This window comes from Histidinibacterium aquaticum (assembly GCF_008710275.1).
GTDB lineage: Bacteria > Pseudomonadota > Alphaproteobacteria > Rhodobacterales > Rhodobacteraceae > Oceanicola > Oceanicola aquaticus.
This window is the reverse complement of record NZ_VYQE01000002.1, coordinates 332,419-356,107: the sequence shown is the minus strand read 5'-3', so window position 1 is coordinate 356,107 and position 23,689 is coordinate 332,419. Positions and strand designations below refer to the sequence as shown.

General features: G+C 67.9%; 24 protein-coding genes and 1 tRNA gene. 11 read left to right on the top strand and 14 right to left on the bottom strand.

Annotation, left to right across the window (positions count from 1 at the left end; genetic code table 11):
- Positions 1-32 precede the first annotated feature (32 nt).
- Positions 33-734: a hypothetical protein gene (locus tag F3S47_RS07140; RefSeq protein ID WP_150444558.1), complete on the top strand. Its 702-nt coding sequence runs from the start codon at positions 33-35 to the stop codon at positions 732-734.
- On the opposite strand, the gene F3S47_RS07135 is transcribed toward F3S47_RS07140, so the two are convergent.
- On the bottom strand, positions 731-1,162 hold the full coding sequence (locus tag F3S47_RS07135; RefSeq protein WP_150444557.1) for a PACE efflux transporter: 432 nt from the start codon (positions 1,160-1,162) through the stop codon (positions 731-733). The two genes, F3S47_RS07140 and F3S47_RS07135, sit on opposite strands and share 4 nt — an antisense overlap.
- A gap of 529 nt (positions 1,163-1,691) precedes the next feature.
- Here F3S47_RS07135 and F3S47_RS07130 point away from each other — a divergent pair.
- The 6 genes from F3S47_RS07130 to F3S47_RS07105 all read left to right on the top strand — a co-directional run bounded on the left by F3S47_RS07130 (position 1,692) and on the right by F3S47_RS07105 (position 6,313).
- Positions 1,692-1,868 (top strand): periplasmic nitrate reductase, NapE protein, encoded by a 177-nt coding sequence (locus tag F3S47_RS07130; protein ID WP_150444556.1) that lies wholly within the window; start codon positions 1,692-1,694, stop codon positions 1,866-1,868.
- Between the two features lie 98 nt (positions 1,869-1,966).
- Positions 1,967-2,377: a ferredoxin-type protein NapF gene (locus F3S47_RS07125; RefSeq protein ID WP_191090111.1), complete on the top strand. Its 411-nt coding sequence runs from the start codon at positions 1,967-1,969 to the stop codon at positions 2,375-2,377.
- Positions 2,367-2,654 carry a chaperone NapD gene (locus F3S47_RS07120; protein ID WP_150444554.1) on the top strand — a complete coding sequence of 96 codons (288 nt, stop codon included), beginning with the start codon at positions 2,367-2,369 and terminating at the stop codon, positions 2,652-2,654. The genes F3S47_RS07125 and F3S47_RS07120 overlap by 11 nt, the downstream gene beginning before the upstream one ends.
- The gene (gene napA, locus F3S47_RS07115) at positions 2,651-5,146 is read left to right on the top strand and encodes a nitrate reductase catalytic subunit NapA (protein WP_150444553.1); all 2,496 of its coding nucleotides are present in this window, start codon (positions 2,651-2,653) and stop codon (positions 5,144-5,146) included. The genes F3S47_RS07120 and napA overlap by 4 nt, the downstream gene beginning before the upstream one ends.
- The gene (locus tag F3S47_RS07110; protein ID WP_223877749.1) at positions 5,146-5,622 is read left to right on the top strand and encodes a nitrate reductase cytochrome c-type subunit; all 477 of its coding nucleotides are present in this window, start codon (positions 5,146-5,148) and stop codon (positions 5,620-5,622) included. Before napA ends, F3S47_RS07110 begins: the two co-directional genes overlap by 1 nt.
- Before the next feature lie 10 nt (positions 5,623-5,632).
- Entirely contained in the window at positions 5,633-6,313 is a 681-nt protein-coding gene (locus F3S47_RS07105; protein ID WP_150444551.1) for a NapC/NirT family cytochrome c, read from the top strand.
- A 187-nt stretch (positions 6,314-6,500) separates the two neighbouring features.
- Here the strand turns inward: F3S47_RS07105 and F3S47_RS07100 are convergent, their stop codons facing one another.
- Complete coding sequence (locus F3S47_RS07100; protein WP_150444550.1) at positions 6,501-8,450, bottom strand: DEAD/DEAH box helicase; 1,950 nt, start codon at positions 8,448-8,450, stop codon at positions 6,501-6,503.
- A gap of 327 nt (positions 8,451-8,777) precedes the next feature.
- Between F3S47_RS07100 and F3S47_RS07095 the strand changes: the two genes are divergently transcribed.
- Positions 8,778-8,851: transfer RNA gene (locus tag F3S47_RS07095), tRNA-Gly, on the top strand.
- Positions 8,852-8,945: 94 nt separating this feature from the next.
- Positions 8,946-10,118: a cytochrome P450 gene (locus F3S47_RS07090; RefSeq protein WP_150444549.1), complete on the top strand. Its 1,173-nt coding sequence runs from the start codon at positions 8,946-8,948 to the stop codon at positions 10,116-10,118.
- Here F3S47_RS07090 and thpR read toward each other — a convergent pair.
- The 12 genes from thpR to F3S47_RS07030 form a co-directional block, all read right to left on the bottom strand.
- Positions 10,100-10,648 carry an RNA 2',3'-cyclic phosphodiesterase gene (thpR, locus tag F3S47_RS07085; protein WP_191090110.1) on the bottom strand — a complete coding sequence of 183 codons (549 nt, stop codon included), beginning with the start codon at positions 10,646-10,648 and terminating at the stop codon, positions 10,100-10,102. The genes F3S47_RS07090 and thpR overlap by 19 nt on opposite strands.
- A complete protein-coding gene (locus F3S47_RS07080) occupies positions 10,645-11,418 on the bottom strand; it encodes an enoyl-CoA hydratase-related protein (protein ID WP_150444547.1) in 774 nt (257 codons plus the stop codon). The genes thpR and F3S47_RS07080 overlap by 4 nt, the downstream gene beginning before the upstream one ends.
- A 70-nt stretch (positions 11,419-11,488) precedes the next feature.
- A complete protein-coding gene (locus F3S47_RS07075; protein ID WP_150444546.1) occupies positions 11,489-11,980 on the bottom strand; it encodes a DUF2087 domain-containing protein in 492 nt (163 codons plus the stop codon).
- Between the two features lie 186 nt (positions 11,981-12,166).
- Positions 12,167-12,613 carry a cytochrome c-type biogenesis protein gene (locus F3S47_RS07070; RefSeq protein WP_150444545.1) on the bottom strand — a complete coding sequence of 149 codons (447 nt, stop codon included), beginning with the start codon at positions 12,611-12,613 and terminating at the stop codon, positions 12,167-12,169.
- Positions 12,610-14,586 carry a heme lyase CcmF/NrfE family subunit gene (locus F3S47_RS07065; protein ID WP_150444544.1) on the bottom strand — a complete coding sequence of 659 codons (1,977 nt, stop codon included), beginning with the start codon at positions 14,584-14,586 and terminating at the stop codon, positions 12,610-12,612. Before F3S47_RS07065 ends, F3S47_RS07070 begins: the two co-directional genes overlap by 4 nt.
- A gap of 69 nt (positions 14,587-14,655) precedes the next feature.
- On the bottom strand, positions 14,656-14,862 hold the full coding sequence (locus tag F3S47_RS07060; RefSeq protein WP_150444543.1) for a hemolysin XhlA family protein: 207 nt from the start codon (positions 14,860-14,862) through the stop codon (positions 14,656-14,658).
- On the bottom strand, positions 14,855-15,376 hold the full coding sequence (locus F3S47_RS07055) for a holin family protein (protein WP_150444542.1): 522 nt from the start codon (positions 15,374-15,376) through the stop codon (positions 14,855-14,857). Before F3S47_RS07055 ends, F3S47_RS07060 begins: the two co-directional genes overlap by 8 nt.
- The gene (locus tag F3S47_RS07050) at positions 15,367-15,978 is read right to left on the bottom strand and encodes a holin-associated N-acetylmuramidase (RefSeq protein WP_150444541.1); all 612 of its coding nucleotides are present in this window, start codon (positions 15,976-15,978) and stop codon (positions 15,367-15,369) included. Before F3S47_RS07050 ends, F3S47_RS07055 begins: the two co-directional genes overlap by 10 nt.
- 49 nt (positions 15,979-16,027) lie before the next feature.
- The gene (ccmE, locus tag F3S47_RS07045) at positions 16,028-16,510 is read right to left on the bottom strand and encodes a cytochrome c maturation protein CcmE (protein WP_150444540.1); all 483 of its coding nucleotides are present in this window, start codon (positions 16,508-16,510) and stop codon (positions 16,028-16,030) included.
- An 86-nt stretch (positions 16,511-16,596) separates the two neighbouring features.
- Entirely contained in the window at positions 16,597-17,625 is a 1,029-nt protein-coding gene (gene argC / locus F3S47_RS07040; protein WP_150444539.1) for an N-acetyl-gamma-glutamyl-phosphate reductase, read from the bottom strand.
- Positions 17,626-17,770: 145 nt separating this feature from the next.
- Positions 17,771-18,583, bottom strand: a complete 813-nt coding sequence (locus F3S47_RS07035; protein ID WP_150444538.1) for a glutamate racemase — start codon at positions 18,581-18,583, stop codon at positions 17,771-17,773.
- A complete protein-coding gene (locus F3S47_RS07030) occupies positions 18,561-19,493 on the bottom strand; it encodes a lysophospholipid acyltransferase family protein (RefSeq protein WP_150444537.1) in 933 nt (310 codons plus the stop codon). Before F3S47_RS07030 ends, F3S47_RS07035 begins: the two co-directional genes overlap by 23 nt.
- A 208-nt stretch (positions 19,494-19,701) precedes the next feature.
- On the opposite strand from F3S47_RS07030, the gene F3S47_RS07025 reads away from it, so the two are divergent.
- Together F3S47_RS07025 and purL are read left to right on the top strand one after the other, a co-directional pair.
- Positions 19,702-20,607 (top strand): LysR family transcriptional regulator, encoded by a 906-nt coding sequence (locus F3S47_RS07025; RefSeq protein ID WP_150444536.1) that lies wholly within the window; start codon positions 19,702-19,704, stop codon positions 20,605-20,607.
- Between the two features lie 898 nt (positions 20,608-21,505).
- Complete coding sequence (gene purL / locus F3S47_RS07020) at positions 21,506-23,665, top strand: phosphoribosylformylglycinamidine synthase subunit PurL (RefSeq protein ID WP_150444535.1); 2,160 nt, start codon at positions 21,506-21,508, stop codon at positions 23,663-23,665.
- Positions 23,666-23,689: the final 24 nt, after the last annotated feature.

Genomic DNA, 23,689 nt, shown 5'->3' with positions numbered 1-23,689 from the left:
GCTAGGGTTGTGCGACGTCCGGGGAGACCGCCATGCGCCGCACCTTCGCCCTCCTGTCGCTTGTCGCCCTCGTCGGCTGCGACGTCACGATAACGCGCCAGGGCTGGGGCTTCTTCCCGCGCCATGTACAGCACTTCGTGGAATACAGGACCGATGTCAGTTGCAGGCCGACAGCGGACGCCCTGCCCTTCCCGGACCTTTCGACCCTCGAGTACAACGAGGCCGTCGTCGGAACCGACTGCCTGAACGGCACGCGGCGCGACATTCACCTCTACCTCGAGTTCAACGTGAGCTCGATCTACCGGCGCGGCCCGCCGGGCAGGCTGGTTCAGGCGGCGATCTACATGCAGCCCGATCCCGAGAGCGGGTGCTCCCCGGATACCGCCGCCATCTCCGACATCAATTTCGCCGCGGGCCCGATCTCCCGCCGCGACCGGTCCCGGCTGCTGCCGGCTCCGGGGACCATGGTGGACGACGAACGATGGTCCTTCCGCCGGTGGCACAGCTTCCAGGGCCGGGGCGACAGCCTCCCGGGGCGGCTGAGCGGCACCGGATCGGACCGCTACGTCTACCCGACCAGCGCGAGAGGGGTCGAGGAGGTGCGCTTCGACCTGCGCGACGACATCCTTTCGGTGGTCATCCTGGCCGCCGATCCGGTCGGCTCCGAGCTCTGCCTCGAGCGCCTCTCCCCGGTGGGCCTGTCGCTCACCTTCGGCCTGCGGGAGGAGACCTAGAGGCCGCCCTGCCGGACCTGTTGCGGCGGGAAGAGCGTGTCGTAGCCCCATGTGAAAACGAAGGCATAGACCATGTAGAAGGTCGCGAAGGAGATCTCCATCACCAGCGCGGCCAACAGCGAGACATCGAGCCACCACGCGAAGAGGGGCAGCAGAAGGACCAGTAGGGTTGCCTCGAACAGCACGGCATGAACGACCCGGAGAGGCAGGGTCTTGCGAACGTCGCCGCGCCGCCAGTTCAACAGGTGGTCGAAGCCCAGATTGAAGAGGTAGTTCCAGGCTGTCGCGGCCGTGGCGCCGAGCACCACGAGTATGCCCATGTCACCCATCGGATGATCGAAGGCCCAGGCAAAGAGGGGCGTGACGATCAGGATGCCGATGAGCTCGAAGCTGACGGCCTGACGGATACGGTCCGGGGTGCTGCGCATGGAGGGGCTCCGATTGTTGGTCGGGCCGTCCCGCGTGTTGACCGTCTGGCCGAGCAAGGTCGTCCTCGCCTATCTCGATAATGCGCACCGACCGCGGGCCTTTCAAGTCGAGCCTTATTCCGCCGATCGCTCGTCCGCGCCATGAAGCGGCAAGCGGATGATATCGGAGTGAGTGAGAGGGCCGCCACCGAAGCCGGTGACGGCCGAGGTGCACATGGCGCGATGGCCCAGCATCTCGGGACCGTCAGCACTGCGAAGGGGGTCCGCGATCCAGAGCGGTAGCACAAGCGAAAGCGATTCTCGTGGATGGCTAGACGGTCGGGGACGCCCTTGCGGAAAAGCTGCCGCTCCCGAAGGAACCGGTTCGGAACGGCGCGAGCGACAGAGGTGTCCACGGCGCAGAGGCCGCTCAGGTTTCAATTCTGCTCAAAAATTAGTCGCTTATGAGTTGCATTGGGCGGACGCCGTTTGCTACCAAGATCACGAACAGGTGAGTCCTTGAGTATGTGTTAGCAGGCGGAGGTGGCCGATGGCGCAATCCGACCAAGCCCAGGTTTCAGACCATAGCCCGTCAAAGCGGCATGAGACCCTGGCCTTCCTGTTTCTCGCCTTCGTGCTCTTTCCGCTGCTCAGCGTGATCTTCGTCGGCGGCTTCGGCTTCCTGATCTGGATGCAGCATCTCATGTTCGGCCCCCCCGTCTACTGATGGGGCGCCGGGACCGCACATCCAGCCTCCCGGGCCGCAGAGCGCTCCTGGGGCGGGGCGAGCCGGTCTCTCTCCCCTGGTCCGACCCCCAACGAGTCATGGAGCACTGCACCGCCTGCGGAGCCTGCGCCGAGGCCTGTCCGCAGAACATCCTGAGGATCGCCGGCGGCCGTCACGCGGTCATCGATTTCACAGCCGAATGCACCTTCTGCGGCGCCTGCGCGGAGGCCTGTCCCGAGGAGGTCTTCGACCTGAAGCGCGATCCCCCGTGGGAGGCCGTGGCCTCGGTCGGAGAGGGCTGCTTCGAGCCTCGCGGCATCGCCTGCCGTGCCTGCGAGGATGTCTGCGAAGCCCGCGCGCTCCGGGCCCGACCACAGCTCGGCGGCACGGCCGTGATGACAGTGGACGAGGAGAGCTGCACCGGGTGCGGCGCCTGCGTCCCCATCTGTCCGGCAAACGCGATCACGATCCGCCAGCCAGACCCGCACCGGAGGTCCCATGCCGCGTGAACTCCACCTCGCCAGCATCGTCGTTCATGCCCGCCCCGACCGCGTCGACGACGTGAGCCAGACCATCGTGGGGATGGGGCTCGAACGTCATCTCGCCAGCCCCGAAGGCAAGCTGGTCTTCACCCACGAGAGCGAGAGCGCGCGCGACCTCGGCGATACGCTCACGCAGCTCCAACTGCTCGACGGCGTGCTCGCCGCCACGATGGTCTACCACCACTGCGAGCCGGTGGCCGAAGACGCCCCCTCCGACGAACCAGACAGGGAGACGACGCCATGAAGATGACCCGACGCGAGGCATTGAAGGCCCAGGCGGTCGCAACCGCCGCCACGGCCGCGGGCATTCCCTTTTCGGCCGAGGCCCAGAACCTTGTGACCGACCGCGACCTGACCGAGCTCAAGTGGTCCAAGGCGCCCTGCCGGTTCTGCGGCACCGGCTGTTCGGTGATGGTCGCAACCAAGGACAACCGGGTCGTCGCGACCCACGGCGACGCCAAGGCGGAGGTCAACCGCGGCCTGAACTGCGTGAAGGGTTATTTCCTCTCCAAGATCATGTACGGACGGGACCGCCTGACCCGGCCCCTCCTGCGCAAGCGCGACGGCGTGTTCGCCAAGGACGGCGAGTTCGAGGAAGTCAGCTGGGACGAGGCTTTCGACGTGATGGCCGAAAGGTTCAAGGCCGCGTTGGCCGCCAAGGGCGGCGACGGCGTCGGCATGTTCGGATCGGGCCAGTGGACCGTCTGGGAAGGCTACGCGGCTTCCAAGCTGATGAAGGCCGGCTTCCGCTCCAACAACATCGACCCGAACGCGCGTCACTGCATGGCCTCGGCCGTGGCCGGCTTCATGCGGACCTTCGGCATCGACGAGCCCATGGGCTGCTACGACGATTTCGAACACGCGGACGCCTTCGTCCTCTGGGGAGCGAACATGGCGGAGATGCACCCCATCCTCTGGACGCGGCTCACCGATCGGCGGCTGTCGCATCCTCACGTCCAGGTCGCCGTGCTCTCGACCTTCGAGAACCGCAGCTTCGGCCTCGCCGACATTCCGATGGTCTTCACACCGCACACGGACCTCGCGATCCTGAACTACATCGCGAACCACATCATCCAGACGGGGCGCGTGAACGAGGACTTCCTGCGCGACAACGTCCGGTTCCTCCGCGGTCAGACCGACATCGGCTACGGTCTCCGCCCCGACCACCCGCTCGAGGTTGCGGCCTCGCACGCCGATGCCGCCGGCGCGTCCGAAGAGATCGACTTCGATACCTTTGCCGAGTTCGTCTCGGACTACACGCTCGACTATGTCAGCGAGCTCACGGGCGTATCGCCCTCCAAGCTGGAAGCCCTGGCCGAACTCTACGCCGATCCGGAGACGAAGGTCATGTCGCTCTGGACGATGGGGTTCAACCAGCACACGCGCGGCGTCTGGTGCAACAACCTCGTCTACAACATCCACCTGCTGACCGGGAAAATCTCGACCCCCGGGAACTCGCCCTTTTCCCTGACGGGTCAGCCCTCCGCCTGCGGCACGGCGCGCGAGGTGGGCACGTTCGCCCATCGGCTGCCGGCCGATCTCGTGGTCACCGACCCCGAGCACCGCGCCACGGCAGAGCGCATCTGGAAACTGCCCGAGGGGACGGTGCCCGAAAAGGTCGGCGCGCATGCCGTCCTGCAAAACCGGCAGCTGAAGGACGGGATCATCAACGCCTACTGGGTGCAGGTGAACAACAACATGCAGGCCGCGCCCAACATGATGGAGGAAACGCTCCCCGGATACCGGAACCCGGAGAATTTCATCGTCGTCTCAGACGCCTATCCGACGGTCACCTGCGAGGCCGCCGACCTTATCCTTCCCACCGCCATGTGGGTCGAGAAGGAGGGCGCCTATGGCAACGCCGAGCGCCGCACCCAGTTCTGGCACCAGCTGGTGGACGCACCGGGCGAGGCGCGCTCCGACCTGTGGCAGCTCATGGAGTTCTCGAAGCGCTTCACCACCGACGAGGTCTGGCCCGCCGAGCTTCTGGATGCCAACCCCGAGTATCGCGGCAAGACGCTCTACGAGGTCCTCTACGAGAACGGGCAGGTGAATGCCTACCCGCTCGATGACACCTCCGATGACTATGCCAACGATGAGGCGCGGCACTTCGGTTTCTACGTCCAGAAGGGACTCTTCGAGGAGTATGCCCGGTTCGGTCGCGATCATGGTCACGATCTGGCGCCCTTCGACCGGTACCACGAGGAGCGCGGATTGCGCTGGCCGGTGGTTGACGGCGAGGAGACACGCTGGCGCTACAATCGCGACTACGATCCATACGTGAGCGAGGACCGCCAGATCGAGTTCTACGGCAAGCCCGAGGGCCGCGCGAACATCTTCCAGCTCCCCTACGAGCCACCGGCGGAAAGCCCTGACGACGAGTATCCCTTCTGGCTCTCGACGGGGCGCGTCTTGGAGCACTGGCATTCCGGCTCCATGACCCAGCGCGTACCGGAGCTGCACAAGGCGGTGCCCAACGCGCTCGTCTACATGCACCCTCTCGACGCGCGCGAACTGGGGTTCAATCGCGGCTCCGAGGTCCGCATCGTCTCGCGCCGCGGATCGATCCGCAGCCGGGTGGAGACCGCCGGCCGCAATCGTGTCCCGCGCGGGCTGATTTTCGTGCCCTGGTTTGATGCGACGCAGCTCATCAACAAGGTGACGCTGGACGCCACGGACCCGATCTCGAAGCAGACCGACTTCAAGAAATGCGCCGTCCGTCTGGAGGCCGTGTGATGCGTATCTCCAATGCACCGCTCCACGCCGCGCTGATCGTCGTCATGACGGCGGGCGCCGCGCTCACCCAGACCGGTGGTGGCGGCGTCGCCACACTTCGCGGCGCGCCTCTCGACCAGAACGCCGAAGCGCCGGCGATGCGGCCGCAGGTCAACACCGACATACGGCAGGTCCGCAACTATCCCGAGCAGCCTCCGGTCATTCCGCATGCGATCGAGGGCTACCAGGTCGATATCAACGCGAACCGCTGTCTGACCTGTCACGCCCGCACGCGCATCGGGGACAGCCAGGCGCCCATGGTCTCGGTTACGCACTACGTGGACCGGGAGGGTCAGGCGCTCGCCCAGGTCTCGCCGCGTCGGTACTTCTGCACCCAATGCCACGTGCCGCAGCATCCCGACGAGCCGGGCGTCGAGAACGTGTTCATCGATATCGATACGCTCCTGTCGCAGGAGTTCGAGGGCGCCGGCGACTGAGGGGGCAGACATGTGGAAACTGATCAAACGCATCTGGACCGCGATGCGCCGGCCGAGCGCCTATTTCTCGCTCGGATTCCTGACGCTCGGCGGCTTCATCTGCGGCATCCTCTTCTGGGGCGGCTTCAACACCGCGCTCGAGGCGACGAACACCGAGCAGTTCTGCATCGGCTGTCACGAGATGGAGGCGAACGTCTATGCCGATCTCCAGACGACCGTGCACTGGAACAACTCCTCGGGCGTCCGGGCGGGATGCCCCGACTGCCATGTGCCGCATGACTGGGTGAACAAGATCGGGCGCAAGGTCGCCGCGTCAAAGGAGGTCTGGGGCTGGCTTTTCGGCACGATCGACACCGAAGAGGAGTTCGAGGCCCATCGTCTGACCATGGCGCGCCGGGAGTGGGCGCGGTTCCGGGCCAACGACAGCCTCGAATGCCGCAACTGCCATTCCTACGAGGCGATGGACTTCGCCGAGCAGAGCCAGCGCGCGGCCGACCAGCACGAAAGGTTTCTCGCGACGGGCGAACGCACCTGCATCGACTGCCACGCAGGTATCGCTCACAGGCTGCCGGACATGAGCGAGCAGGCCATGGGAACGACGCCCGAGCGGGTGGCCGGCCGGCTGCGAGAGGTCTCAGCCTATCATCCGGACCGTCAGGAACTTGATGCCTATCTGTCCGCCAGACAGTAGCGCGAAGGAGCGGGCAGCCGGATAGCATCGACGAGAACCAGACCTTGGGCCATGTGAAGATGCGGCGCGACGCATCGAAAGCGGGTCATATCCTGGCATCTCGGACGCGGCCTCGCGACACGAGTTGGCATTTTCACTGTCGGCTATGGGCCGGGAGCGGCAAAGCAACAGGCGGGGCGGCTACCTACTACGATCCACCACGAGCCCGCCTGGGGACTTTGGGCTGCCGCTTGGGGGTGCCCGCCTTGCTCCGGGTTATTCCTGCCCCTTTGCCGGATGCGGCTGCCGCCGCGCGAGCGCGGTTCTTCTTGCTGCTCGGCTTGCCCTTGGGCGGGGGCGAACCCTTGGGTTTGCGCTTTGGTTCGGCGGCGATGTGGGGCTCGACAGGAGCCCGGTCGACCGCGTCCTTGCGGCCATGGCTCGGCCGGTGCTCTCGCGCTCGATCGGGCGTCGTCGCCTGAGCAGGCTCCTGCCCGGCTGGCACAGGCGCCTCAGGGCGATGCGATTTGGCGCTGGCGGTCTTGCGTCCGACGGTATCTCGCTCGAGCGCCGATCCCTTGGTCGCGAGGTCTGGTGGCGCAGCGAGTCGGGTGAGCTGCGCGCCCTTTTCCAGCACCATGCTCTCACCGACGGTCGCCAGGAAACCTGCGACTGCCTCGTCGCGGATCTGCACGAAACTCTGGTCTTTCTGAACCCGAATTGCGCCGACGTCGTCTCTCGACAGGCCGCCCGCCTTGCAGAGCATCGGCAGCAGGCGTCGCGGCTCGGCGCCCGCGTCGCGACCGCCCGACACGGCAAACCACGTCGCAGGGCCGAAATCCTTGACGGGTTCAGGCTTTGCCCCCAGCTCGGCCAGCTCCTCCGGCGGGGCACGCAACGTGTGCAGCAGGCGCAGGTAGCCGGCGGCGATCTGCTCGGGCGAAAATGCATCGAGAAGCCGCTTTGCGCTCTCCTGCTCTTCCTCGGTTGCCGGCTCCTGCCAGGCGGGATCGGAAAACAGCCGCTCTTCATCCATCGCGCGGACCTCGGCGGCTGACGGAGCGCTGCCCCACTCGGCCCTGACCTTGGCCCACCCCAGCAAGCGCTCGGCCTTCTTGCGCGTGCGCGGCGTGACCATCAGCACGCTCACGCCCTTGCGCCCGGCCCGGCCCGTGCGCCCGGATCGGTGCAGCAGGCTTTCCTGATTGGATGGCAGCTCGGCATGAACGACGAGATCGAGCCTCGGCAGGTCGATGCCGCGCGCCGCCACGTCGGTCGCGACGCAGACCTGCGCGCGCCCGTCGCGCATGGACTGCAATGCGTGGGTGCGTTCGGCCTGCGACAGCTCGCCCGACAGCGCGACCGCGTTGAACCCGCGGTTCGACAGACGTGCGGCCAGCCGGTTGACCATGGCGCGTGTGTTGGCAAAGACCAGAGCATTGGGAGCTTCGTGAAACCGCAACGTATTGATCACCGCGTTGTCGACATCCCGTTCGGCCACCATCGATGCGCGGTATTCGATATCGTCGTGCTGTGGAGTTTCGGACTTCGCCACGATCCGTTCGGCGTCGTTCTGGTAGCCTTTCGCGAGAGCGGCGATGGCCGGCGGAACGGTCGCCGAGAACAGCAGGGTCTGCCGTTCGGAGGGCAACTCGTTCAGGATGAATTCAAGCTCCTCGCGGAATCCGAGGTCGAGCATCTCGTCGGCCTCGTCGAGCACGACGGCGCGCACGGCGGAGAGGTCGATGGAGCCGCGACTGATGTGGTCGCGCAGCCGTCCCGGCGTGGCGGCAACGATATGTGCCCCGCGTTCCAGCGCGCGGCGTTCGTCGCGCATGTCCATGCCGCCGACGCAGGAGGCCAGGACGGCCCCCGCTTTGGCATAGAGCCACCCGAGCTCTCGTTTGACCTGCAAGGCCAACTCACGCGTCGGGGCAATGACCACGGCAAGAGGCGTGGCGCCCGGCGCGAAGGCATCATCGTCATCCAGAAGCGTGGGCGCGATGGCAAGGCCGAAGCCCAGCGTCTTGCCCGAGCCGGTTTGCGCCGAAACCAGCAGGTCTCGACCCTTCAAAGCAGGGTCGAGTACCGACGTCTGAACAGGTGTCAACGTGGTGTAGCCACGGTCATCGAGGGCCGCGCGAAGTGCAGGGTGCATGGGGGAGCTTTACTCTCGGGAACTGCTCGGGGCCATCCGGGCCGGCGAGCGGGCAGATTTCGCGCCGGCAAGGGCGCCCAACTCGGTCCACTTAGGGCAATCGCGAACGCTTGTATAGGTTCGAGAACGGCCAGGTGCACGCTCTGGCGGGCATGTGCGGGCAATGGTCTAGTATGGGCAGGTGCGGCCTTAGCTGTGTCGAACCGGCAATTATCCATGCCGCCAAGGGCCTGGAATCGCAGTCACTTCTGGGGCGTCGCCCCAAATCCACCCCAAGATTCGGTGAGGGCTTGCGTAAGATTATGGGAGCATCTAAGAAAATCTGGCGCGGGTGTAGCTCAATGGTAGAGCAGAAGCTTCCCAAGCTTACGACGAGGGTTCGATTCCCTTCACCCGCTCCAGTCTCTCCTGCCTTTCCGTAACGGCCCCGATCCTCGCCGCATTCCGGTCAAACGACGGCTTGCCGACCGACGCGGGAGGCGGCACATCTGCGGCATGTTGCGCCTCTCCCAGTCCCCGACCGACCCCGCCTTCGTCGCCGACCCCTACCCGTTCTACGACCGAGCCCGGGAGGGCGGCGATCTCTTCTACTGGGAGGATTACGGCCGCATCTGCGCCGTCTCCCATCGCGCGGTCACGGCCCTGCTGAAGGACCGGCGGCTGGGCCGCGAGGTGCCGGCCGAGCAGGCCACCGAGATCCCGCCGCGCCTGCAGCCCTTCTACGACATCGAGGCGCACTCGATGCTCGAGCTGGAGCCGCCGCGCCACACCCGCCTGCGGGGGCTCGTGCTGCGGGCCTTCACCTCCCGCCGGATCGCGGGGATGGAGACCGAGATCGAGGCGCTCTGCCACCGCCTGATCGACGACTTCCCGGAGGGCCCTGTCGACCTGCTCGACGCCTATGCCCGGCCGATCCCCATCGTCGTCATCTGCCGCCTGCTGGGCGTGCCGGAAGAGCGGGCCGAGGACCTTCTCGCCTGGTCCAACGCCATGGTCGCCATGTACCAGGCCCGCCGCACGCCGCAGATCGAGGAGGCCGCCGTCGCCGCCTCTCGCGACTTCCGCGCCTTCGTGGTCGAGACCATCGAGGCCCGCCGCAGCCGCCCCGGCCCCGACCTGCTGACCGATCTCATCGCTGCGGAATCGGAGGGCGCGAAGCTCACGACCGACGAACTGGTGACCACCGTAATCCTGCTGCTCAACGCGGGACACGAGGCGACCGTCCACTCCATGGGCAACGCGGCCAAGCTGCTGATGGAACAGGGAAATCCGCCCGTCGACGAAGTCACGGTCGAGGAATGCCTGCGGCTCGACCCGCCGCTGCATCTCTTCGACCGCTGGGTCTACGAGGAGATGGAAGCCTTCGGACAGACCCTCCGCCGCGGCGACCGTGTGGCCTGCCTTCTCGCCGCCGCCAACCGCGACCCGGCGGCCTACGAGGATCCGGCGGCTTTCCGGCCCGGTCGCACCGGCCCGCAGGGTGCGAGCTTCGGCGGCGGCATCCACTTCTGCGTCGGCGCCCCGCTCGCGCGGCTGGAACTGCTCATCGGCCTGAGGGTGCTCTTCGAGCGCCTGCCCGGCCTCCAGCCCTCGGAGCCGCCGCAGTACGCCGACGTCTACCACTTCCGCGGCCTGACCCGGCTGATGGCTCAGCGCACGAGCGGGTAGCGCGCCAACTCCTCGTGCCAGGCCCCGTCGCCGGTCAGCACGGATTCGTAGAGCGCGAAGCTCCCCGCCGACCAGGGATCGAGCCTGAACCGCGCCTCGGCCTCGAGGAACCGGCGCAGCCGCTCCAGGTCGGGGCCCATCACCTTATACCGGAACCGGGCGAGCGTGACGTGCGGCTTGAACCGCCGCCGCTCCAGCACGATCCCGGCCCGCCGGGCCGCGCTTGCCACCCGGGCCTGCAACTCGTCCAGCGCTTCGGTCCGGGGCACGTCGGCCACCAGCACCGCCGGATGCTGCGCGCCGAAGGTCGAGAGCCCGCGCAGCTCGACCTCGAAATCCGGCGCACGCAGCGCCGAAAGCCCGTCGTGCATCTCGGCGACCCGCTCTTCCTCGAGGTCCTCGCCGAGGAAGGCCAGCGTGATGTGAAAGGTCTCCGGATCGGTCGGCTTTCCGACCGGCATCCGTTCCTGGAGCCGCTCCAGCACCGCCTCCGCCTCGGGAGGCACGTCGATCGCGACGAAGGCCCTCACCGGCCCTCGTAGACCGGCGCCCGCTTTTCGAGGAAGGCCACCACGCCCTCGCGGAAGTCGCGGGTCTGGCCGCAGGCGCCCTGGGCCTTGGCCTCCACCGCCAGCTGCTCTTCGAGCGTGCGCTCGGACGAGCCGCGCATGGCCTCCTTGAGGTGCCGGTAGGCCACCGTGGGCCCCTGCGCCAGCTGCGCCGCGCGGGCCTGCCAGTGCGCGGCGAAGCCCTCGGCCGGGGCCGTCTCGTAGATCATGCCCCAGTCGCGGGCCTGCGCGGCCTCGATCCGGTCGGCGAAGAGCGCGGCGCCCATGGCCCGCGCCAGGCCCACCTGCCGCGGCAGCAGCCAGGTGCCGCCCGCGTCGGGGACCAGGCCGATCCGGGTGAAGGCCTGCACGAAATAGGCCTCCTCCGAGGCGATCGCCACGTCCGCCAGGAGCGCGAGGTTCGCCCCCGCCCCCGCCGCAGGGCCGTTGACCGCGGCGATGGTCGGCACGGGGCAGTCGACCACGGCCTTGAGCATCGGCACGTACTCGTCGCGCAGGACCCGCTCGAGATCGAGATCGTTGGCGCGCCCGTCGCCAAGGTCCTGGCCCGAGCAGAACGACCGCCCCGCGCCGGTCAGGACCGCCACCCGCGCCTCGCCGCCCGCGCGCTTGAGCGCATGGGTCAGCTCGGCCCGCATCTGGGCATTGAGCGCGTTCATCTTGTCCGGGCGGTTGAGCGTCACGACAGCGATGTCGTTCGACAGCTCGTAGGCAATCGCCTTGTACTCCATCGCGGTCCCTTTCCTCACTCGCGCGGCCAACTTGGGCGAGCCGCGCGAGAATCGGAAGGGGGACACTGCGTCACGCGAGGATCCGTGCGATGAGCGCCCGCTCCGTAGGCCCCGGCTTCTGCTCGACGCGCCGGTATTCCGAGCCGTCGAGCCTGCGCCGCAGCATCTCGTGGTTGACCATTTCGCGCCGGATCCGGGCCGCGTCGCGGAAGGTGCAGAGCGCGTGGATCCGGTCCGAGATCTGCCGCTCGGTCATCGCCTCGCGGGCGGGCAGTTGCGCCCAGATCGGCCAGAGACAGAGCATCTGGACAGAGTACTTCGCCGGCCAGGCGGTGAAGTGCCCATCGGCGTCGAACCAGGCCGCCGCGCGGTCCACCGCACGCCGGTCGGGCTCGGGCTCGCGCGGGGCGGCGCTCAGGGCCTGGAAGTTCGGGTATCCCGCCGCCCGGGCGACAGCGTTCAGCATGGACTGGTGCCCGGTCTCGCCCGGCAGCTGCGCGCGCAGCGCCTTCGCGAAGAGGCTGATATCGGGGATGGTCAGGGGAATGGCCTGACGGGTCATGGCATGTCTCCCGCCGTCATCGCTGTCCCCTCGACGGGGCCGGATGGCCGCCCTTGTCCGTGGATGCGGCGAAAGCTGCACGACAACTCTCTCGTCTGGCAGGTTCAGCATCCCTTGCGGGTGGCGGCGCCTCGGTGAACTGCGGACCGTGGCGCTGCTTTAGCGCCGGGCGGCCGCCCTGGCAAGTCAGTCGCCGGTAAGCTCGCGCAGCCGGGCCTCTTCCTCGTCCGAGAGCCCCTCGGGCGGCGCGGCCCGTCCGCGTCCCCGGATCGCCGCCCAGGCGATACCGAGGCCGAGGATGAAGAGCACCGGAGCCGACCACCAGAGGACGAGGTTGGCCCCCTCGCGCGGCGGCGAGAGCAGGACGAACTCGCCGTAACGCTCAACGATGTAGTCCACGACCTCGGCGTCGCTGTCGCCCTCCACCAGCCGTTCGCGCACGAGCAAACGCAGGTCGCGGGAGACCGGCGCGTTCGATTCGTCGATGCTCTCGTTCTGGCAGACCGGGCAGCGCAGCCCCTGGCTGATCTCGCGGGCCCGCGCCTCGAGCGCGGGATCGTCGAGCATCTCGTCGGGCTGCACCGCCCAGAGCGGCGCGGCCAGCAGGCAGAGGATCAGAAGGAGCCGCTTCATTCGGCGGGCACCTGTCGCACGGAGCGGGTCTTGGCGGCGGCCACGCCGATCCGCAGGCGGCGGTCGGACAGCGAAATCAGCCCGCCCAGCGCCATGAGGATCGCCCCGCCCCAGATCCAGTTGGCGAAGGGCTTGATGTAGACGCGCACCGCCCAGCCGCCGTTATCCTGCTCGTCGCCGATCACGACATAGAGGTCGCGCAGCACGCCGTTGTCGATCGCGGCCTCGGTCGTGGGCATGGCCGCGACCGGGTAGACCCGTTTCTCCGGGTAGAGCAGCGCGACCTGCCGGCCATCCCGCATCATCTCGATCTCGGCCATCGTGGTGCGATAGTTCGGGCCCCGCCCCTCCTGCACGTCGTTCAGCGTCACCTCGTAGGCACCGACCTCGTAGGTCTCGCCCTCCTGCGCGACGCGGATGTCCTCCTGTTGCCAGGCAAGCATGGCGGCGATCCCGAAGATCGTCACGCCGAGCCCGGCATGGGCGACGGTCTTGCCCCAGTCGCCGCGCGGCAGACGCGTGAGCCGCCCGAAGCGCTGGCCGAGAGGCCCGCGCCCGGTCCGCGACCAGAGGTCCGCGAAGGCGCCGCCCACGACCCAGACGCCGAGCGCCACGCCCACCGGTCCTAGCGCCGACCGCCCGGTCTGCAGCGCGAAGGCCAGCGCACCGAGCGCCACGGCCAGCACGGCCACGGGCCAGAGCGGCTGCGCCGCCCGTCCCAGCTTGCCGCGCTTCCAGGCCACCATGGCCCCCACTGGGAGCACCAGCGCGATGGCTACGAAGAAGGGCGAAAAGGCCGCGTCGAAGAAGGGCGCCCCGACCGAAAGCGTCCGGCCCAGCACCATCTCAGCGAAGAGCGGCCAGATCGTGCCCACGAAGACCACGAAGGCCGAGACCGCCAGCAGGACGTTGTTCAGCACCAGCGCCGATTCCCGGCTGACGGTGGAGAAGGCCCCGGTCGCCCGCATCGTGTTCGCCCGCGCCGCGTAGAGCGTCAGCGCCCCGCCCACGAACACGCCGAGGATCGCGAGGATGAAGACCCCCCGCTCGGGATCGTTGGCAAAGGCATGGACGCTCGTCAGCACGCCAGAGCGCACGATGAAGGTTCCGAGTAGCGAAAAGCCGAAGGCCAGGATCGCCAGCAGGATCGTCCAGCTCTTCAGCGCCTCGCGCTTTTCCACGACGATCGCCGAGTGCAGCAGCGCCGCCGCGATGAGCCAGGGCATGAAGCTCGCGTTTTCCACCGGGTCCCAGAACCAGAAGCCGCCCCAACCGAGCTCGTAGTAGGCCCACCAGGACCCCAGCGCGATGCCGACCGTCAGGAACAGCCAGGCCGCCAGCGTCCAGGGCCGCACCCAGCGGCCCCAGGCGGCGTCCACGCGCCCTTCGATCAGGGCCGCCACGGCAAAGGAGAAGGCCATGCTCAGCCCGACGTAGCCCAGGTAGAGAAACGGCGGATGGAAGGCGAGGCCCGGATCCTGCAGCAGCGGGTTGAGGTCCTGCCCGTCGAGCGGCGGCACGGCCAGCCGCAGGAAGGGATTCGAGGTGAAGAGGATGAACGCGTAGAAGGCCACCGAGATCGCCGCCTGCACCGCCAGCACCCGCGCCTTGAACGAGGGCCGGAGCCCGCCGCCGAACCACGAGGCGAAGGCCCCGAAGAGCACCAGGATCAGCAGCCACAGGAGCATCGAGCCCTCGTGGTTCCCCCAGACGCCGGTGATCTTGTAGAGCATCGGCTTGGCCGAGTGCGAGTTCTCGAAGACCAGCCGCAGCGAGAAGTCCGAGGTGACGAAGGCCCAGGTGAGCGCCGCGAATGAGAAGCCCACGAGGATCACCTGCGAGGTGGCCGCCGGGTCGGCCACGGCCATCCAGCCGCGCCAGCCCTTCTCCGCGCCCCAGAACGGCACCACCATCTGCACAAGGGCGATGGCGAAGCCGAGGACCAGCGCGAAATGTCCGAGTTCGGTAATCATGCCCTCTCCTTAACCGATCGGGACGCCTCCCGACACTCAAAAGCCGTTGAGAGACCGGGACGAAACGCCCTACCCGACCAGCACCAGCCCGCCGCCCAGCATCCAGGCCAGGGCGGCGAGCAGGATCGAGCCGATCACGAGCCGAACCAGCCACTTGAGCGTGTCCTCGATATGCCCCAGCCGACGCTCAACGTTCTCGCGGTGGACGTCCTCCACCGCCGAGCGCGTCTCGAGCGCGGCGACCCGGGCCTCGAGCGCGGGGTGCCGCTCATCCATGCTCCCGCCTCCAGTCCTCGAGCGCGGGGTTCGCGGGCGCGGGCGGAGCGGCCATCCGCTCCAGCCGCTCCACGTTGCGCGCCACCGTCCCGGCCCGCGCCATGGTCTCGGCCACCGAGCGCTGGAAGTCCTGACCCTTCGCCTGGTGGCGCGCGCCGAAGTAAAAGCTGACGATCGCCCCCATGAGCCACCAGAGCGGCTCGGGCACCAGCTGGATCCCCTCCATCCGGCTCGCGAACCAGATCGGATCGACCATCGCCGCCCCGAAGAGCCCCAGCGTGCCGAAGGCGAGCAGCGGCCGAGGCAGCCTGTTCAGCCCGTCGATCAGCCGGTCGAAGAGCCCGGCCCGCGGCCGCGCGAACTCCTCGGCGAGCTGCGCCAGCGCCGCGTCCTTCATCCCCGCCTCACGCCGGGCCGCGGCCTCGGCGTTCTCGCGGAAGATGCCCGCGGTCTCGGCCACGACGTTGCGCCCGTCGCCGAAGACCCAGTCCAGTCCCCTGCCCATCAGCCCCATGCCGCGACCCTTTCGCGGTGCTCGGCGGCACTGAGGTGATAGCGCGGCGAGATGAACTCCTCGGCCCGGCGGATCCAGCCGCCCTTGCCGCCGTCGCGCGCGCGCGCGTACTTGCGGCTCGCCGGGCGGCGGTCGGCCAGGTCGTAGTAATAGCTGCGCCGGGCGATGCCGTAGGCATCCACCAGGTGATCCGGCGCCGCCTCCATGGCCTGCTCCGCCACCCTCAGCGTCTCCGGCCCGATGAGCCCGTCCACCGCGCAGTCGAAGCGCATCTGCCGGAAGAGCCGCTGCAGGATGCGGACGGCATTGGCGCCGGCGTTCACCTGCATGTCGAAGACCGAGGGCTGCAACGCTGCGGGAAGTCCGTCGATCCGCGGCCGCCGGAAGTAGTGCTCGAGGAAAATCCCCACGGCCTCCTCCCGCGAGAGCCGCCGCACGTCCCGCGCGTCGATCCTGCCGTCGCCCGACAGGTCGAGCCCGAGCCGCCGCATGGTCCCCAGGGTGACACCGTGCTTCGTCGCCCCCCCGGGATCGTCGGGGTCGTTCACGTAGCCGCCCTCGCGGTCCACGATCTCCACGGCCATCCGTCGTATCTCGTCCATCTCGGCCCCCACCTTGAAAACGCGAGGGAGCGAGACTGCCGCGGCGTGGTTAATTGGTGGTTACCGGCGCGTCCGCAGGCGTTGCGTCCTCCGCCTCCGGCTCGCGGTAGACGCCCTGTTCGCGCAGCGCGTCGGTGACCTCCTTGGGCATGTAGGTCTCGTCGTGCTTGGCGAGGATCTCGGTCGCCTCGAAGGTCCCGTTCACGTAGCGGCCCTGGCCCACCATGCCCTGGTTCTCCGCGAAGAGGTCGGGAAGGATTCCGGTATAGGTCACCGGGATCGAGGCGCCGCCGTCGGTCACGGAGAACCGAACCGTCTCGCCCGCGCCGCGCACCAGGGTGCCGCTCTCGACGAGCCCGCCGATGCGGAAGGTCTCGTTGGGCGCGGGCGGCGCCTCGGCCACCTCGGAGGGCGAGCGGAAGAAATTGATCCCGTCCCGCATGGCGTAGCCGATCAGCCCGGTCGAGATCGCGAGCGCCACGAAGGCCAGCACGATGACTTGGATCCGGCGTTTCTTCTTCAGCGACTTCATGGCTCTTCGCCCCTCTCTTCATCTAGCCCCCAAATACCCTCGGGGGGGCCGAAGGCGGGGGGCAGAGCCCCCCTCCGCCGCCGGTCCTACGGAAAGACCGGCGCCAGTCTCAGTCCTGCGCCCTCTTCCAGGCCCAGCATCAGGTTGGCGTTCTGCATCGCCTGCCCCGACGAGCCCTTCGTGAGGTTGTCCAGCGCCGCGATCACGATCGCCCGTCCCGGGATCCGGTCCGCGACCACGCCGATATGACAGTAGTTCGATCCCCGGATATGCCGAATCGACGGGTGCTCGCCTTGAGGCAGGACAAGGACGAACTCCTCTTCCGCGTATCTCTCGCTCAGCGCCCGGTGAATCGCTTCGGCCTCGCCGTCCACGTAGATCGTGGCGAGGATGCCCCGGTTGGCGGGCAGCAGGTGCGGCGTGAACTGCACCTTCACCTCGCGCCCGGCGATGGCCGAGAACTCCTGGTCGAACTCGCCGAGGTGCCGGTGCACCCCGCCCACGGCGTAGCCATGCGCCCCTTCGGAGAGCTCCGCGTGCAGCAGGTTCTCCTTGAGCGAGCGTCCCGCGCCGGAGACCGCGGCCTTGAGGTCGATCACGATGCGGTCGAGGTCGATGACCCCGGCCTCGATCAGCGGGCGCAGGGCGTACTGCCCCGTGGCCGCGTTGCAGCCCGTGCCGGCCACCAGCCGGGCGCCCGCGATCTCGTCACGGTAGAACTCGGTCAGCCCGTAAACGGCCTCGCTCTGCAGGTCGGGGGCAGAGTGGTCCTTGCCGTACCAGGTCTTGTAGGCCTGCAGATCCCGCAGCCGGAAGTCGGCGGAGAGGTCCACGACCTTCACGTCGCGCGGCAGCTCCCGGATCACGCTCTGCGAGGTGGCGTGGGGCAGCGCGCAGAACACCAGGTCGATGCCCTCGAAGCTCACCTCCTCGATGGTGGTCAGCCGCGGCAGGTCCAGGTGGCGCAGGTGCGGAAAGACCTCCGCCATCGACATCCCGGCCTTCGAGTTGCCCGAAAGCGCCGCGATCTCCATCGAGGGATGGGTCGCGATCAGCCGCACGAGTTCCGCGCCGGTGTAGCCCGAGGCTCCGAGAATGGCGATCTTCTGGCTCATGCGCTCTCCTTCGTCCCTGCCGATCTAGGTCCCCGGCCCGCGCCGCGCAATCGCTGCGACGAAATGGTCAACAGTCCGGGGATCGAGCAAGGTTTTCTTTGCTTTTCCGTAACTTGTCCCGGCGTCCAAATTTGGACACCGGCGCTCAGGCCGCCTCGAAGCTCACTTTCCGGCGCATGAACTGCGTCGCCCGGTTCGAGACCTTCTTGGGATCTCCCGTGGTCAGAAAGCCCCCCTCCTGCCCCGGCCCCAGCATCTGCGGGTGCCGCTCCAGGTAGTCGGCGAGGCTATCGGCCACCAGTTCCGCCTGGCTGAAGACCCGCACTTCCGGTCCCAGCGCGTCCTGGAAGATCTCCGCCATGAGCGGGTAGTGGGTGCAGCCCAGCACCGCGGCGTCCGGCGTCGGCATCTTCCGCTTGAGCGCGTCGACATGGCTGCGGACCAGCGCCTCGGCGAGGATCGTGTCCCCCTCCTCGATCGCGTCCACCACGCCGCCGCAGGCCTGTGCCTCCACGTCGACGCCGATGGCGCGGAAGGCGAGTTCCCGCTGGAAGGCCCGGGACGAGACCGTCGCCGGCGTCGCGAAGAGCGCGACATGCTTCACGGCCACCTCGCGCGGCGGGGAGTTGTCGCCCCATTCCCGCTCGGTCAGCGCCTCGATCAGCGGCACGAAGACCCCCAGCACCCGCTTGCCCTTCGGCACCCAGGATTCCTGCATCCGCCGCAGCGCCGCCGCCGAAGCGGTGTTGCAGGCCAGGATCACGAGGTCGCAGCCCGCGTCGAAGAGGCGCGAGACCCCGGTGGTCGTCAGTCCATAGATATCGTCCGCCGCGCGCACGCCGTAGGGTGCGTGCGCCGAGTCGGCGTAGTACTGGAACGGCACCTCGGGCAGACGCTTCTGCACAGCCTCCAGAACCGTCAGCCCGCCCAACCCGCTATCGAAGATCCCGACCGCCATCGCGTTCCCTGCCCTTCTTCCTGGCCTTCTCCCTCGACCTGTACTTCTCCCCGAAGTCGAAGCCCAGAGTCTCCGTGGCGAAGGGCCGGGGCGAGAGCGCGTAGGTCCGGGCGCGCAGGTACTCCATGCAGGCCTTGCTGTCCCCCCGCCGCGCGATAAGCTCCTCCTTCGGGATCGGATCGCCGATCACGACCCGCACGGGAGTCCCGGCGCGGCGGCGGAACTCGCGGATCAGCATGCCCATCCGGAGCGTCGTGTGAAGGTGGCTCGCGATCTGGAACAGCCGCGAATTGGCGCCGTCGAAGAAGATCGGGACAACCGTCGCGTCGGAGCGCGCGGCCATTTTCGCGGTGAAGGTCCGCCAGGAGGGATCCATCGCCCGGCCAAAGGGCTTGGGCGCGGTCGAGACCGTCCCGCCCGGGAAGATGCCGATGGCGCCCCCTGCCCCGAGATAGCGCAGCGCCTCGGCCCGGGTCTCGAGGTTGAGCTTCGCGGCCTCCTTGGTCTCCTCGAAGGAGATCGGCAGGATCACACGTTCGAGGTCCGGAGACCTGCGGAACACCTGGTGCGCCAGCACGCGGAAGTCGCCGCCGCGCCGTTCCGAGAGAATGCGGCCCATCACCAGCCCGTCGAGAACGCCGTAGGGATGGTTCGCCACGACGAGCAGCGGCCCCTCCGCCGGGATGCTCTCCAGCGAACCCCCGACGACCTCGAGCGTGATCCCGTAGCGGTCGGTGATGACCTGCCAGAAGTCTCGTCCCCCGGCGACCTCCTGGTCGTAGCCGCGTGCCTTGCGGATCAGGGATAGGCGGCCGGTGGCATTCTCCATCATCCGGATCACGGCGCGGCCGCCCCGTGTGACGGCCGAGGTGGCGTAGCTGATGTCGCGGGCGACGTGGCGGTCGCGCATGTCGTCTGGCCTTTCTGCGCCGCGGCGGCGGTCCGGTGACGACGGCAGACTATCCTCACCCGCAGCGCCACGAAAGAGCCTGCGGATGCCGCCGGACCGGGCATTCGCCCGCAGTTTCACCATTTTTCATCTGTCCGGGGTGCTCTTTAATTTGTCACGGCCGCCTTCCCCGGTCTATGAGGAGCGCCATTGGAGGGCGGCTGCGATCATGGACTGGGACAAACTGCGGATTTTTCACGCCGTCGCGGACGCGGGCAGCCTCACGGCGGCCGGCGACACGCTGCATCTCAGCCAGTCCGCGGTCTCCCGCCAGATCCGCGCGCTGGAGGAGAGCCTGAACACGGTCCTCTTCCACCGCCACGCCCGCGGCCTGATCCTGACCGAGCAGGGCGAGCTACTGTTCGACGCCACGCGCTCGATGAACAAGCGGCTGGAGGCCGCGGCTGCCCGGATACGCGACAGCGAGGAAGAGGTCTTCGGCGAGCTCAAGGTCACGACGACCATCGCCTTCGGCCTGCTCTGGCTCGCGCCGCGGTTGACCAAGCTCTACGAGCGGTATCCCGACCTCAAGATCGACCTGATGCTGGAGGAGCGCGTGCTCGACCTGCCCATGCGGGAGGCCGACGTCGCGATCCGCATGAAGGAACCGAGCCAGGCCGACCTCATCCGCAAACGCCTGATGTCGGTGCACATGCGGCTCTACGCGAGCAAGACGTACCTCGAGGACAAGGGCGAGATCGCCTCGATCGAGGATCTTCGCAAACTGCGACTCGTCTGCCAGAATCCCGGCAGCACGCAGGTCGCGGCCTCCGCCTCGCTCACCCGTGAGTTGTTGAGCCACGATCTGCAGTCCCTGCTCACGATCAACAACTACTTCGGCGTGCTCCAGGCGGTGAACAACCACCTCGGCGTCGGCATCCTCCCCGACTACGTGGTCGAGGACTTTCCCGAATTGGTCCGCGTCCTGCCCGAGATCGAAAGCGCCGAAGTCCCTGTTTTCCTGGCTTTTCCCGAGGAGCTGCGCCAGTCCAAGCGGGTCGCGGCCTTCCGCGACTTCGTCCAGGAAGAGATCATCGCCCACCGCCGAAAGCTGCGCGACGCGGCCCTCGCATGAGGGCGTTCCAGGTCTCTCGACGCTGAGACATGTCCGCAACGCATGGCGGGAATGTCGCCCTGCGGTAGCAAATGAACTTGATCGTTCACATCGTGCCGCTTAATTGATCAATCGAAGCGGATGACACGAGAGTGACATCATCTTCATACCTCCCTGTTGGACTTCGCCGGGCCTTTGGCCCGGCTTTTTTTATGCTGGGAACCGGGGGCGGTTGCCCAGTGGGCGGTCGTGTGGCTGTCTTGCGGGCGCGCCACTCCGGTCAGGCCTCGAATTCCAATCTGCAATCCCGGGCAGGAAATCGAATGGGACGGCGCGCCACTATTTAACACCGGAGCAGTGTCTCTTTTTCCAACCAATGGCTGACGCTATCCAAATCGGTATTTCGCGAATACAACCACTCCAATTCGGATGCGGCACCGACGGACTTGGAGACGGGGTTACTTGACCGGAATCTCTGGCGGGTCGAGCAACTCCAGCGGATCCGATGACCGGTCGGCGCGTTTAAGCGGCGGACGGGGCAGCGATGCACCTGACCCTTGCTCGTCAGGCCCGCGGTCACACTGAAACGGCAATTCGGACAAGTGATGCCCGAGTTTCGGGAACCCGCCCCGGCCTCGGTGGCCGCACAGCAACTCCGCGCGCGAAACGTCTATTCCAGCGACTCATTCCTTCCCGGGCGGATACTGGACGTCGATGATCGGGCAACTCGGACTGCGCAACATCCGCGCCCAGGTCCAGGTCTAGCCCGAGGGGACCTGGTTGCAGATGACCGCCGATGCCTTCTCCAGCCACTTCGACTGACCCCCCGGGGCCGGGCTGCCGACGCGCGGTCCGGCCCCCGCTTTCCCCCGACCGGGTGTCGCGCTATGGAAGCGCGCGAACGGACCGGGACCCCCGAATGCAAGAGCCAGAGATCACCGACGACCTGATCGCCGCGCACGGCATCAAGCCCGACGAATACGCCGAGATCCTGCGGATCCTGAACCGCCCGCCGAGCTTCACCGAGCTCGGCATCTTCTCGGCCATGTGGAACGAGCACTGTTCCTACAAGTCCTCCAAGAAGTGGCTGCGGACCCTGCCCACAAGCGGTCCGCAGGTCATCTGCGGCCCCGGCGAGAACGCTGGCGTCGTGGACATCGGCGACGGGCAGGCCGTGGTCTTCAAGATGGAGAGCCACAACCACCCCTCCTACATCGAGCCCTACCAGGGCGCGGCGACCGGCATGGGCGGCATCTTGCGGGACGTCTTCACCATGGGCGCGCGTCCGATAGCGGCGATGAACTCGCTGAGCTTCGGGTCGGTCGACCATCCCAAGACGCGCCAGCTGGTCCATGGCGTGGTCGAGGGGATCGGCGGCTACGGCAACTGCTTCGGCGTGCCGACCGTCGGCGGCGAGGTGCGGTTCCACCCGGCCTACGACGGAAATTGCCTGGTCAACGCCTTCGCCGCGGGCCTCGCGGACGCGGATTCGATTTTCTACTCGGCCGCCTCCGGCGTGGGCCGGCCCGTGGTCTACCTCGGCGCGAAGACGGGCCGAGACGGCGTGGGCGGCGCGACCATGGCCTCGGCCGAGTTCGACGAGAGCATCGAGGAGAAGCGCCCGACCGTCCAGGTCGGCGACCCCTTCACCGAGAAGCGGCTGATGGAGGCCTGCCTCGAGCTCATGGCCACCGGCGCCGTCGTCTCGATCCAGGACATGGGCGCCGCCGGCCTCACCTGCTCGGCCGTCGAGATGGGTGACAAGGGCGGCCTCGGCATCCGGCTGGACCTGGAGCGAGTCCCGGTGCGCGAAGAGAACATGAGCGCCTACGAGATGATGCTGAGCGAGAGTCAGGAGCGGATGCTCATGGTGCTCGACCCCGCGAAGGAGGCCGAGGCGCGAGCGGTCTTCGACAAGTGGGACCTCGATTTCGCCGTGGTGGGCGAGACGATTCCCGAGGACCGGTTCCTGATCCTTCACGAGGGCGAGGTGAAGGCGGACCTGCCGCTGCGCGCGCTGTCTGGCAACGCGCCGGAATACGACCGGCCCTGGGAGCCTCAGTCGATGATGCCGGAGGCGCCCGAGGTGCCCGAGATCGATCCGATCGAGGGGCTGAAGTCGCTGATCTCCTCGCCGAACTACGCGGCGAAGTCCTGGGTCTACGAGCAATACGACCACATGGTCATGGCCGACACGCTGCAGGCGCCAGGGCTCGGGGCGGGCATCGTCCGGGTCCACGGCACCGGCAAGGCGCTCGCCTTCACCTCCGACGTCACCCCGCGCTACGTTGCGGCGAACCCCAAGGAAGGCGGACGGCAGGCGGTTGCCGAAGCCTACCGCAACCTCACGGCGGTGGGCGCCCTGCCGCTGGCCGCCACGGACAACCTTAACTTCGGCAACCCCGAGAAGCCCGAGATCATGGGCCAGTTCGTGGGCGCCATCGAGGGCATCGGGCAGGCCTGCGAGGCGCTCGGCATGCCGATCGTCTCGGGCAATGTCTCGCTCTACAACGAGACCGACGGGCGGGCGATCCTGCCCACGCCGACCATCGGCGCAGTGGGCCTCATCGCCGACGCGGAACGGGCGATCACCGGGCTGGTGCGCGAGGGGCATTTCCTGCTGCTGGTGGGTGAGACCGAGGGCCACATGGGCCAGTCCGCCCTGCTCGCCGAGCATTTCGGCCGGGAGGAAGGCGACGCGCCGGCGGTGGACCTGGTGGCCGAGAAACGCAACGGCGACTTCATCCGCGCGCAGGCCGAACACATCCGCGCCTGCACCGACGTCTCGGACGGGGGCCTCGCACTCGCGGCCTTCGAGATGGCCGATGCGGGTGGCGTCGGGATCGTGCTCGACGTGACGGATACCGCGACGCTCTTCGGCGAGGATCAGGGCCGGTACCTCGTGGCCTGCAACTTCGACCAGGCGGAGTACCTGATGCTGGCCGCCGGCCGGGCGGGCGTGCCGATGGCGACGGTGGGCCGGGTCACCGGCGACCGGGTCCGCATCGGCGGCTCCGAGGCGCCGCTCGAGGAGCTCTCGGCGATCTACCGGGGAAGTTTCGAAGAGGCCTTCGGCTGAGAGGCCGGGGCCGAGGTGTTGCGG